Source organism: Bacillus sp. AFS002410 (assembly GCF_002556365.1).
Lineage (GTDB): Bacteria > Bacillota > Bacilli > Bacillales > Bacillaceae_G > Gottfriedia.
Genome location: NZ_NUEU01000033.1, coordinates 102,117 through 114,777, shown reverse-complemented (window position 1 = coordinate 114,777; position 12,661 = coordinate 102,117). Strand labels below are relative to the sequence as shown.

Annotated in this window: 8 protein-coding genes; 4 read left to right on the top strand and 4 right to left on the bottom strand. The window is 32.4% G+C overall.

Annotated elements, in window-relative coordinates; translation table 11 throughout:
* Positions 1-501: 501 nt before the first annotated feature.
* Complete coding sequence (locus CN692_RS18380) at positions 502-1,542, top strand: CotS family spore coat protein (RefSeq protein WP_179874478.1); 1,041 nt, start codon at positions 502-504, stop codon at positions 1,540-1,542.
* 246 nt (positions 1,543-1,788) lie between these two features.
* Entirely contained in the window at positions 1,789-2,121 is a 333-nt protein-coding gene (locus CN692_RS18375; RefSeq protein ID WP_257144068.1) for a hypothetical protein, read from the top strand.
* 223 nt (positions 2,122-2,344) lie between these two features.
* Here CN692_RS18375 and CN692_RS18370 read toward each other — a convergent pair whose 3' ends face one another.
* Genes CN692_RS18370 through CN692_RS26805 form a run of 4 tightly spaced genes read right to left on the bottom strand, consistent with a single transcriptional unit; the run spans position 2,345 to position 6,302 of the window.
* Complete coding sequence (locus CN692_RS18370) at positions 2,345-3,508, bottom strand: Ger(x)C family spore germination protein (RefSeq protein WP_098120603.1); 1,164 nt, start codon at positions 3,506-3,508, stop codon at positions 2,345-2,347.
* Complete coding sequence (locus CN692_RS18365) at positions 3,495-4,598, bottom strand: GerAB/ArcD/ProY family transporter (protein WP_098120602.1); 1,104 nt, start codon at positions 4,596-4,598, stop codon at positions 3,495-3,497. Before CN692_RS18365 ends, CN692_RS18370 begins: the two co-directional genes overlap by 14 nt.
* 25 nt (positions 4,599-4,623) lie before the next feature.
* A complete protein-coding gene (locus tag CN692_RS18360) occupies positions 4,624-6,171 on the bottom strand; it encodes a spore germination protein (RefSeq protein ID WP_098120601.1) in 1,548 nt (515 codons plus the stop codon).
* A gap of 5 nt (positions 6,172-6,176) precedes the next feature.
* A complete protein-coding gene (locus CN692_RS26805; protein ID WP_098120600.1) occupies positions 6,177-6,302 on the bottom strand; it encodes a hypothetical protein in 126 nt (41 codons plus the stop codon).
* Between the two features lie 297 nt (positions 6,303-6,599).
* On the opposite strand from CN692_RS26805, the gene CN692_RS18350 reads away from it, so the two are divergent.
* Both CN692_RS18350 and CN692_RS18345 read left to right on the top strand, forming a co-directional pair.
* Positions 6,600-7,883 (top strand): helix-turn-helix domain-containing protein, encoded by a 1,284-nt coding sequence (locus tag CN692_RS18350; RefSeq protein ID WP_098120599.1) that lies wholly within the window; start codon positions 6,600-6,602, stop codon positions 7,881-7,883.
* 299 nt (positions 7,884-8,182) lie between these two features.
* The gene (locus CN692_RS18345) at positions 8,183-12,334 is read left to right on the top strand and encodes a S8 family serine peptidase (protein WP_098120598.1); all 4,152 of its coding nucleotides are present in this window, start codon (positions 8,183-8,185) and stop codon (positions 12,332-12,334) included.
* Positions 12,335-12,661: the final 327 nt, after the last annotated feature.

Genomic DNA, 12,661 nt, shown 5'->3' with positions numbered 1-12,661 from the left:
AGTTTTAAGATCCCTACTTTGTTATATGAAAATGCTAACATTAAATAATGTAAATCAAATCCTTGTAATAAGGTAAATATGTAGATCACCAAAAAACTTAAGGATGATAACAAAATAAAAATAAAGATTTCCTTCATAATTACCCTCCTTTGATGAGTAGTATGCGGAAAATTAAGTTTGATTACTCACAATGAAATGAGAATAAGTTTTGCCTCTTTTTTTAAGAGGCTTTTTATTATAAAAATCTAACCAAAAATTGATTCTAATTAAAACAATTTCTAAAAGAATGTAGTATTTAAACAGGTTAAGTGAAAGTAAAATATAGAGAATGAATGCCAGAAATTTGTTTGGGCTGAAAACGAATAAATTGAACTTTGTAATTGCATCAGAATTTATAAAAATAAACTTATATATCCGAAACTCTTAGTAGATTAGCCGTCTCTAAACTTGTACATATTCATAGATTAAAAAGTGGATAAGTATTATTTGGGAGGTATCATTTTGGACGCTTTTTTTAGTGATATCGTAAAAAAAGTAATTTCAAATTACCCATTAGAAGTTAATCAAAGATCATTAGAGTGCATTGATAATCTAAAAGCTGAGTGTCCTTTTGATACTAATTTCGGTGAAGTGTTATTGAAGAAAGTTGAAATTGAGAAAGAATATATTGATTTTATGATTTATGCAATCGAATTACTAAGAGATAATGGAGTATATACACCAGAAATTTTAACAACAAAATTAGGTGACGGTTTTGTAAAAATGAATGATGAGCATTATATGGTGTTTGAAGCAGTAAATGGCAGGCTTCCAAATATAGAGAATGAAGACGATCTCATAATGATGATAAGTGGGATTGCTACATTTCATAAAGCATCAAGAGAAATTGAAATTACAAATGAACAATTACCGTTAGTTCAATCAGATTGGCAAAAAGAGCTACAAAATAAATATTTAACATTAACGAAATGGAAAGAAGAACGCACTAAAGCTAAAAATCCAACTGAAATCGATAAGCTGTTTTTAAAAAATATTAATACAATATTAGTACAATGTGAGAAATCTATCACATTAATAGATAAATACTATCATGCGAAAGAAGCAGAAGCGACAGCAAGTATGAAATCATTGAGTTGTCAAAATATAGAAAATAACAATTTTTCAATTGGAGAAGATGGTAATTTATATTTCTTAAATATGAGTAAAATAAAAATCGAATTACCGATACATGATATTAGAAGAATTTTATATATGGCAATGAAAAACGAAAAAACTTGGAGTTTAAGTTTAATGAAGAAAATAATCAAATCATATCAAGAGATCAACCCTTTAACATGTATGCTGTTTAAGTTGCTTAAAGCCGAATTAATGTTTCCTCATTTATTTTATGAAACATTTTTAGCGTATTATGAAAATAAAGAAACAAATCGTGTTGAAGCTAGTTCAGTTTCAATGATAAAAAAGAACGTTGCATTAGAATTAAGTAAAGAGAGAGTAATATATACATTCTTTACACAATCAAAAGAAGTACTTAATGATTAAACAAAAAATCTTAATTATTTAAATGAAAAGCTCGAATCCTTTTTGAATGTGGATTCGAGCTTTATTTTTATTGGCAAGAACTATTTGATTTGTATAAAATCTTTTGTTGGATTTACTAGTCTAAATTAATCTCTAAATAGGTTGTTTTAAAAATGTAAATTTATTCAGAACGTAAATTCACCTATTTGGGAATAATATGTAATGATATAATAAGAATAATAAACCGAATAGAAAGGAATGATTTATATGGTCAAAGAAGTAAAAGAGGTATACAAAATTTCTCAACGAGATTTATTGAACGTTAAAGATTATATTCGCTCTCTTAGACGCCCTAGTACTATCTTTGTATGTGAAACTCCTATTACAGTTATTGAGGAGGAACATGAATTGGTCATTAAACCTGAAAAGAAGAGATTAACAAAAGAAGAGAAATTAGCCCTATCTAAAAAGTTAGCTGGAAGCGTAGATCGTTTTTCTCTAGAAGGCGTTGAAGAAACGATTCGTATTGCGAATAGAGAATATGACGAGGATTATAAGAATTTTCAAGATAAGTATAAAGCGTCTAGGACTACGAATTAAATCTATGAAAATATTAAACTCAATTTTTACAAGGGGTTATATAAGCTAATTTTTGTTTATCTCCTTTCTCACTAGACGAACGGTTATTTCCTCTAAATTTAATTCACTTTATGAAAGTCTCCTTGAATAACAACCACATTTTTCTAATTATAAAAAAGTACCCTATAGAGCTCACTTTTTAGGTTCTACTCGATAGGGTAGATTTTAATTTAGCGGAGTATATCTATTTTTCTTTTTTCTTTCCGATCATTCCATAATCTCTTATTGTAATATTTACATCGTAATTTATTTTAGCTTTACTAAATAGTTCATCCCAATTTTTACTCATTTTATTCCATTTTTTCGGGTAATGAATTCTTACTTGGTTACCAAATCCAGCAACATCGGTTTTATATTCATTTTGTAGCTTGTTTGTTACATTGTCTACAATGTTTGTTACTTCCTTTTCGGTTGCTCTTTCAATTCTTTTTACATTTTTCTCTTTAAATACAGACCTTAATTTAGGATTCCAATATTCAGCAACTCTACCTTCTGATTCAATTTTTACGTCAAAAGAGATTTTGTCACCTTTTATATGAGGAGTCACTTTACTTTTCATGGATTCAATTTGAAACCAAGTTGGTCCATCAGATTTTTTGGTGAATGCCTTTACCGCACCACCTTTACCTTGTGCAGTGATCCAATTAATTCCTTCTACTTCTTGTGTACTAAGAGTGCCAATCATTTTATTTTTCTTACCATTAAAAATTGCCCCTCCTGAAAACTTAGCACCTTCATCAGTTGTTTCTAATAATTGTAGAAGGAAACTAGAACCAGAGTTCATTAATCCACCAATTTTAATTAACGGTGTTTTACTGACAATTTCCGAAGTTGCTGATTCGTTAGCAATTTCAACGATTCGTAATGCAGGAATCTTATTTGCTTCATTCGTTTCCAGTGTTTCTTTGGCTTTGCCTTTTGCTATAAAAATTAGAGTACTCCCACGAATATCAATATCTCGAAAATAAAGGTCAGTAAGTTCACGTAGGTTTATTTCTCTAGCAAGGTCTTCACTAATGACAACACATTTTTGATGCGCTCCAAAAATGTACCCATCTCTACTTAGAGTTGTTTCCCATCCAGAGGGTTCTAACGAAATACCTTCTCCGACCACATTTATATAAGGTTTTGTTGGGTTAACTCCACCTGACTTTGTGGTCATTGCCTCAGGAACAACATATTGTAGAGTCGATCTTAATTTTCCGTTGTCATCTTTATCTATAGCAGAACCTACAATAATGTTTAAATCCTCAATAGGTTTACTACTCCAGCAACCCGATAATAAAATTAAGAGAATTATATTAATAATTGAGCTTATAAATATTCGTTTTACCTTACATATTTTCATTAAATTTTTTCCTCACAAATGAAATCACTAGTAGGAGAAGAGGGATAATTCCATATAAATAAAATGCAGTATTTCCGATTGCATCGGCCATTTTTAAAGTTTGATTTATATCCTTTGGAATCATTGCGATAATGTAAATAAATGGTAACGTACCAAACATAAAAGGTTTAATATTTTTTTTATTGAAAATTTGAGCCATACCAAGTGAGCCAATATAGAATGCAATAATATAAGTGGCAAAAATTTGCATGATCCAGATTACTAGAAGTAATGAATCAAATCTTTCTACAATAAGACCTTGTATATCGTAACTGCGAATATAAGTAAGTACGGGCCAAGTTTGCAGTAAAACACCATCAACTGAGAAAGCACCGACTACAGCAACAACTGTAATCGAATAAAATACAAATGGTATACCTATTCCATAGATAATTGCTTTTGATATTTTCTTTTTATCCTTCATAAACATGTAGATAAATAAAACCACTTCAAATCCGGAAAATGAGAGAGAAGTTGTTTTAAGTCCATTAAGGACAGGCTTGAAACCATTACCAAGGACAGGACGTAAGTTGTCTATGTCTATGATTTCGATTCCTAAAAAAATAACTAATAAAAAGAAAAATACAGTGATTGGAAAAATAAGTTCTAATATTCTGGCAATTGGGTTGATTCCGCCAAGAACTATATATAAACCAATCCACAAGAATGGAATTAATATAGCCCAAGAAGGAGTGCCTTGTAGTAAGAATAATCTAGTCGTTTCTGACATGAGCCGAACCTCTAAAGCTGAAAGGCAAGTATAATAAATGATTATAATAATACCTAATGGAATTCCTAAATATTTACCAATTATTTTTTGAGTAAATTGATAATATGTTTCGTTCGGATATTGTTTACATAGCATAACTAGCAAGAACACTAAGAGTAAAATTAATAATCCGGATATGACGACAGAAATCCAACCATCAGGCGTTTTTACTTTATCCGTAATCGTTCTTGGTAAGATTAAAATACCTGCACCAAAAATAAAATTAACCATAAGCATTACAACTTGATTCGTTGATATACGATCAATAGGCTCTGAATTCATAACTTTTTACTCCTCCTTTCTTATACTATTTCATTCTTCTTGTTCTTTTTGACTGCAAGCTTTTTGGTCTATTTTTCATCATAAATGATGGAGCTCTTACGATGAAATCTTTCCAGTCGCTAAATCTTATTGGAGCAGCTGGACTTAGATAAGGGACTCCAAAGCTTTTAAGTTTAACTAAATGACTACATAGTAATAGGAAAAATAATACGACTCCATATAATCCAAATATACTTGCAAAAATCATGGAAATAAAACGAAGCATACGTAGTGCAATTCCTACATTGTATTGCGGAAGTGTAAAGGAGGAAATTGCTGTTACTGCAACAACAATAACCATGATCGTACTTACAATACCTGCTTCAACTGCAGCCTGGCCAATAATTAAACCGCCAACAATTCCTAAAGATTGCCCAATCGGTTTTGGTAAACGAAGTCCGGCTTCCCTTAATACTTCGATAGAAATTTCCATTATTAGTGCTTCGATTAATGGAGGAAATGGAACCCCACCTCTAGTTGCTGCTATATGGAATACTAGCTTTGTTGGGATTAACCCTTGATGAAATGAAATAAATGCAATGTATAAAGATGGAGCAAATAAAGCAATAAAACATGAAAAATATCGTAATAATCGTACTAAAGTAGCAGCGAACCATCTCTCATAATAATCCTCAGGCGATTGTAGTAACATCTGAAAAGTAACAGGAGCAATTAGTGCGAATGGGGATCCATCTAATATAATAGCAACTCGACCTTCCATTAAAGCACTCATAACTCGATCAGGGCGCTCGGTACTTTGAATCTGAGGGAAAGGACTTAAGTAATTATCTTCTATCAATTGTTCAATATAGCCGGAATCTGGAGCGCTATCAATTTCAATTCTTTTAATTCTTTTTTTTACTTCTTCAATTAGTTTTGAATCCGCAATACTTGAAATATAAGCTATAACTAATTCTTTTTTTGAAACTTCACCAATCTCGAATCCGATCATTGTTAAATCTGGATTTTTTCCAGAACGTCTTAACATGGCAGTGTTATCTGCTAAATTTTCAACAAAGCCAAGCCTTGGACCACGAACAAGTGCTTCTGAATCAGGTTCCTTTATATCTCTTGATTTTGTTAGTGCTTCCCCTATTAAAAAGCATTCAGAAATGCCATCTATTAACAAGGCTATTGAACCAAATAAAATATCTGATTTTAATTTTTTAAAAGTACTAACACCTTCAATCGTACAAACAGTGAGAGATCGCTCTTTAATACAACTATTAATTTCATTTATGTTCAGAGATTGCCCATTATTTTTTTGATCAGTGACAACGGCAGTGAGTCCCGACATTAGTTCGCCTAAAATATGCTTTTGAATTAAATCTGCATTCGATAAGCCATCAATAAAAATAATTGCTAGTTGAATATTTGTATCGCCTAATAGAAATTCTCTAAACTTTACATCAGAATTATGTCCGATTTCATTAAAAATCCAACTTAAATTTTCTTGGAGATCACATGACAAATTCTCATTATTATTTTGAGATACATGATTTTCCTGATTCATATTGGATCTCAGCTGCTTCATCTAAATCACTCTTCTTCCATATGATGAACCCATTTAAAAAACTTCCATAAGCCTACAGGAACTATAAAAGTAACAAATGCCTGGATAAAAATCGGATATTCAGGAATTAATGAAATAATTTTTTTGAGCATTAAATCATCCCTAACAAAGTTTTATAAAATATAAAGGTATTATTTCCCATTAGAGGAAAATAATTCGGTGCGTAAATCTTTTCCTTCAACTTTTTAAGTCTCAGCTTAATCATGGCTTGAAAAATTAATTAACTTTAATCAAATAATTGAATATTTCCTATTTTAAAAAAACGACAAAATAGTATAATTAACCTAATAGATTACGTGCGATAGTACCTAATTGTCCTTTTCTTAACTAGACAAAAAGGTGGGGACGATGAACAGAAAGATTATTACCTTGTATGGAGAGGAAAGCCCATGAATCAGATACTTCTATATGATTTTCTTACAATAATGAATGACAAAAATTGGAATAAAGCTGATTTAGCCAAATATTCTGGAATCCATATTAGTGATATTAGTAGAGTATTTAATAATAAAAAGCCACTTTCTTTACATTATTTAGATGCAATTACAGAAGCGTTCGGTTTGGCAGAAGGTCATTTTTACTCAGGCTATACACAATTATGTTTTAATCAGAATCGATATTTGGACAAACGAAGAAGTGTAGCATTCATTTATAAATGTGCAATAAATGGATTTAATCAAGAATTAAATTTTATCGTATCAGAAATGTTAGAGGAAAAATCTAAAACCATTCGTACGAAGAATTTGCAGAATTTATTTGAGATAGCTGAAAAGTTATTTGCTGAAGGAAAAGAGAAAGAGGCGCTGCCTTTATATGAAATCATTATTCACCATATGCCCGATCAAACAGCAGAGGAAGTTGCAATTAGCTATTTTAGAAAGTATTATTTAAATCGATTAACAGAAGAAGGACCAGCTACTCTTGTACATGTTTTAGAATATGTTAGTTATATGCCAGATGATTTTCAAGAACTAACAATTTTATGGATCACGGCTACTTACTATATGTTAAAACAATGGGACAAGGTTCTTCATTATGCAAAGAGATTAGAAAAAATGGCAAGGAATGAAAAGCACTTTGGTTATGCGTTAGTATATCAGGGTTTCGCTTTAAATAGGTTAAGTAATTCGATCGAAGAAGTGCTAAAAATAATTAATAAATATAGCAAGATCAATGATTTTTTCGCAGAGGCTGCAGTAGGTAATCGATATGTAACCTTACTAGATTTCGGCGAGTTACATTATGTCGATGAATACTATGACTGGCTTAAAAATAGAGATGATCTATATGTAGGTATTCCGAGAATTATAGAATCCTATTTAAAATTAGGAAGATTAGAAGACGCTTCAATCGTAATCACTCTCCATGAAAAAGAGATTATTGAAATGGCAAACAGTTCTAATTTGCATAAACAACAATTGTATTTAGACTTTTGCTATGCACAATCATTATTAAAATGTGAAAACAAGCAATATATTGAAGGGTTAAATGAATTAATCAATGTTGCAAGAAAGGTGAAGAATGCAGGAATCATCGAAAAATTTAAATTATGCTTATTATCAATTTGGCATTATAGAGAACATTTAACAGATCAATTAAATGAGGACTATATTCATATGTTAAGTGACGATAAGAATAATCAAGCGAGCAAAGTTTACGCAATGAGCCCATAAATTGCTTTTAGTTTGCATGCTCTGCGCACGCTTTTTTTGATTGCTTCATCAGCCGAATGCTATTCATGGACAATATTAGTAACCCCAATCTGCGAGAATTTTACATTCAGTCTGAAAAATGAATTTTTGTATTTTGCTCGAAAGCCCATAAACATGGGCTTTTTATTTATGATTAAGCAGAAATAGAAGACAAAAAATATTTAAATTTGACAGAATTTTTAAAATAATAAAATTACATAAACTCTTTCTATAATCAATTTGTAAGGCAACATATTGAAATTGGGGGAGAGAAAAGTAAGATGAATCGTTTAATTAAGAGTACAGCAATTTTAACCTTAAGTACTGGTGTTATATTAAGCTCATTTCCAGTTAAACACCACACGCCTTTAGTAAAAGCTGCAACACAATCTTCAATTGAGGATGTACTAGCTAAACTAACACTAGAGCAACGCCAAGCTTTAAATCAATTGGAGCTTACTAGTCAAGAAGGTTTACAGCTACCTTCATCAGTAGATTTAAATAGTTCTAAAAATCTATCTGTTATCGTTGAATTAAAAGATAAGCCAGCAAAAGTTGCTGTAATTGAAGAAGCGGCAAACGGAAATAGTTTATCGCTTTCAGCTGCCGAGCAAAAAGCAGATACAGCTCAAGAAACATTTAAAAATGATTTGCAAACAATTTATAAGGATGACTTAAAAGAGAATAAAAACGTTTATAAAATTAAACGTACATATACAAGCTCTTTAAACGGAGTTTCGATCGAGCTTCCTGCAAATAAAGTAAAGTCATTATTAAAATCAAAAGCTGTTAAAGCTGTTTGGCCAAATAATGTTATACAAATTGAGCCTCCTAAAGCTACAGAAGCTGCACAGGATACTAAGAAAATTGCAACTGAAGTATTCCCTGGAGTAAATAAACTGCATGATGAAGGAATAACTGGAAAAGGAATTAAAGTTGGGGTAATTGATACAGGAATTGATTATAATCATCCAGATTTAACGGATGCATACAAAGGCTATCGTGCACAACCTGGTGTAGATCCAAAGTCAATTAATCCAAGTTTAGTAAAAGGGTGGGACTTTGTAGATAACGACGCTGATCCAATGGAAACAACATATGACGATTGGAAAAAATCTGGTTTTGATCAACCAACAGGTAGTTCATCTTATTTTACAGAGCATGGTACACATGTTTCTGGAATTATCGCTGGACGCGGAAAAAATAACACAGATTACGCGGTAACTGGTGTGGCACCAGATGCTGATTTATATGTTTATCGTGTATTAGGACCATTTGGTTCTGGTTCAACCGAAAGTGTATTAGCAGGTATAGATAAGTCTATAGCTGACGGAATGGATGTTATTAACTTATCATTAGGAAGTAATTCAAATGACCCATTAAATATTGAAAGCCTTGCCTTAAATAATGCAGTTCTATCTGGTGTAACTGCTGTTGTAGCTGCGGGTAACTCAGGGGATGGAATGTACACTTTAGGTGCACCGGGAGCGTCTGCATTAGCAATTACTGTTGGGGCTAACGATACAAGGACCGAGATTGCTACGTCTAAAGGAACTTTACATGGTACAGCAGATGTTTCTGCTGATTTAAAATTGTTAGGTAATGGCTTCGGCGATAATGTTGATAGTTTAAAAGGTAAAAACTTACAGATTGTTAAAGTACCAAATACCGGTTCGGATGCTGACTATAAATCAATTGATGTTAATGGAAAAATCGCATTAGTAAATCGAGGAACAGTTGCACTAGTTGATAAAATTAAATTTGCTAAAAATCATGGAGCTGTTGCAGTCATCATTACAAACAATGTTGCTGGTGAAGGATTTATTCCAGCGTACTTAGGTGGAGGCTATGGTTTAGTTCCGACTTTTACTATGTCTGCTGAACAAGCAACTGCAATGACTTCAAAACTTGGTACGACTTCAACATTCTCATTTGATGAGATGGGGAAAGTAGTAGATGAAGGTAGTAAATTAGCGTCATTCAGTTCTCGTGGACCTGCTCGTATCACATATGATATAAAACCTGAAGTTACAGCACCAGGTGTAGCTGTTTTCTCTACAGTTCCTTCTTATATGCACGGCGAAGATCAAACTGGAAAATATGAATATGCATATGACAATCTATCGGGTACATCAATGGCAACTCCTAATGTAGCCGGTGTTGCAGCATTAATGTTACAGGCTAATCCGAATTTAACACCAGCAGAAATTAAAGAAACACTAATGAACACGGCTGATCCTTTAAACGGAGATTATAGTGTGTTTGAAACTGGTGCAGGACAAGTAGATCCATATGAAGCAATTCATTCAAAAACTAGAATTGAAGTTGTAGATGAAACAAAAGGTCTAACTGATAAAAAAGGTACTTTAAAAACAGTTAAAGATCTAACTGGAGCACTTTCATTTGGCGTATTCACTCCTGCTGGCCAAAATATAAGTGATCAACGTTCACTTAACATTTATAACAATAGTAATCAAGCAAAAACATATGATGTAAAAGTAACGTTTCAAAAAGACCGACGAGGTTCTTTAGATGCTGATAACAATGGAGTTATGATTGTTACTGATAAATCAATTAAGGTCGGTGCAAATTCGAAAAAGAAATCAACTGTCGCAATTGCAGTTCCAAAATCAGCAAAATTAGGTATTTACGAAGGATATGTTACTTATACGAATCACGATAATCCTGAGGAAACATTCCAAGTTCCATTTGGTATTAAAACAGTGGAAGAAGGAATGGGCTCTCTCGAGATGACTCCTCAAGCATTTACTCAAGTATTTGATTCAGCTTATGCTGGTCAGTTAATTTATACAAATGCACTTATGAGTATTAAATCTCACATGCGTACGTTAGATGTTATTCTTGAAGATGGGACTACTGGAAAAGAGATTGGGTTTGTAGGTACAATGGATGGCTTAGGAATGGATGAAAATATTACTTATGGTGTATCCAAAATATTTAATGGATATTACTACAAATTCACAGGAGATGATAATCAGCCAATCGCCTATGATACAGATTTAGCAAAACCCGGCTATTATAAGTTGAAAATAATTGGTACGAATGATGCAGGAACACAATATTCAATTGATGCACCTTTCTATTTTGATAATACAGCACCAAAAATGACGATTAATAGCCCTGATGTATTAGAATATAAAAACGGCCTAACTAGCGTAACAATTACTGGTTCGGTTTATGATAAAGAAACGGAAGAAATGCAAAAACTCGGTATGAAAGTCAATCAAGGAAGTACAAAAGTTTATTATCAAGATCAATTAGGTGGAAGAGCAATTGCAGTACCTGTAAATCCAGATGGAACGTTCACTGCTACAATTCCAACAAACACAACTAGAGCTATGTTACCAGCATTCTACGCAATGGATGCAGCGTCAAATAAAACTTTTAAAGAAGGTAGAGAAGTTTTTGTTACACGCGACGATGTAACTTATGGATTTATGCAGCCTGAAAAGCGTACTTTGAAGAATGGTGAAACTGCTCATGCAACGCTAAAATTAAATAAAGCAAATGGTGTAAAACAAGCTGTTTATAAGTTCTATCATAATACAAGCGTAGCATCGATGAATATAGCTCCAAATCCAAGTGTAGCAGATAAAGTTGATGTGAAAGTTGATGATAAAGTTTGGAGTGGAGATTTATATGAAGCAACAGTGACAATTACAACAAAAGATGGCATTTCTCCATTATCTGGTGACTTAAATCTAGCTGATTTAACGTTTAAAACAGGAAAAGATTATGTGCCTTCTCCGGTTATTTGGCCAGCTTATATGTACAGTGTTAGTGTTACAGATACAACTAATACGACAAAAGCAGTTCCAAGTGGTAATCCTACGATTTTTTATGGGGACCCAACTCAATCTTTATTCCGTGTAGCTAAAAGAGCCGAGGCTTTCTTAGATGCGGCTGGTGCAGCATTACAACAATTTGATTATGCAAAAATGGGCGTAAAAGAAATGGCAATCAGTTCTAATGGAACAGTATATAACGGAAAAAACAACTCTTCTGTTGTTACAGAGATCCACAATTTACCACTAACTGATGATCATTATGAATTTATACTTGATGTTCCTGGACACTTTACAGTACACAAAGACTTTACTATTGGATTTCATGAAGATGGCAAAGTTACAAATCAAAATCTTTTCTATAAGTTAAATCCAGCGATTGCAGGCGACGTAAATAAAGATGATGTAATCGACATTATGGATGTTCTATACTTACAAACTTATTGGGGAACAAATAAACGTGCAGCAGATATTAACTTTGATGGCACAGTAGATGCTAAAGACTTTGCATTTGTTGAGAAAAATTACTTAATGCAAAATCCAACAATTAAATTTGCACCAACGCCTAAAAAGAAATACAAATCTCAAACTTTAGAAACAGTTAAGAGTGCGTTAGGAATAGAATGATCATTTGGAAATCTCAAAGTACTAGTACTTTGAGATTTCTTTTTTGTATTGAATGGTGGCGTGGCGCATAAAGATTAAACGCTGGAAAAGTCATTTGTTTATAAAAACCAGAGATTTGTTCATAAAGCATTGAGTTTTGTTCATAAACCGCTGAGTTTTTTCATAAGGCACCTATTTTCGTGCATAAATCATTGGTTTTGGTTCATAGAGCATTTATGGTGACTTCTTTATATTGAAATGTACCGAACATTAAGTGAACAATATTGATAAAGTTGTGAACTTCGTTGATATACCACAAAACTTCGTTGATCGCACGCAAAAAAACTC

Bases quoted from the DNA above. Each gene is read 5' to 3' on its own strand.
- CN692_RS18375 (WP_257144068.1), top strand. From the start codon at position 1,789: ATGGTCAAAGAAGTAAAAGAGGTATACAAAATTTCTCAACGAGATTTA.
- CN692_RS18370 (WP_098120603.1), bottom strand. From the start codon at position 3,508: ATGAAAATATGTAAGGTAAAACGAATATTTATAAGCTCAATTATTAAT.
- CN692_RS18360 (WP_098120601.1), bottom strand. From the start codon at position 6,171: ATGAAGCAGCTGAGATCCAATATGAATCAGGAAAATCATGTATCTCAA.
- CN692_RS26805 (WP_098120600.1), bottom strand. From the start codon at position 6,302: ATGCTCAAAAAAATTATTTCATTAATTCCTGAATATCCGATTTTTATC.
- CN692_RS18350 (WP_098120599.1), top strand. From the start codon at position 6,600: ATGAATCAGATACTTCTATATGATTTTCTTACAATAATGAATGACAAA.
- CN692_RS18365 (WP_098120602.1), bottom strand. From the start codon at position 4,598: ATGAATTCAGAGCCTATTGATCGTATATCAACGAATCAAGTTGTAATG.
- CN692_RS18345 (WP_098120598.1), top strand. From the start codon at position 8,183: ATGAATCGTTTAATTAAGAGTACAGCAATTTTAACCTTAAGTACTGGT.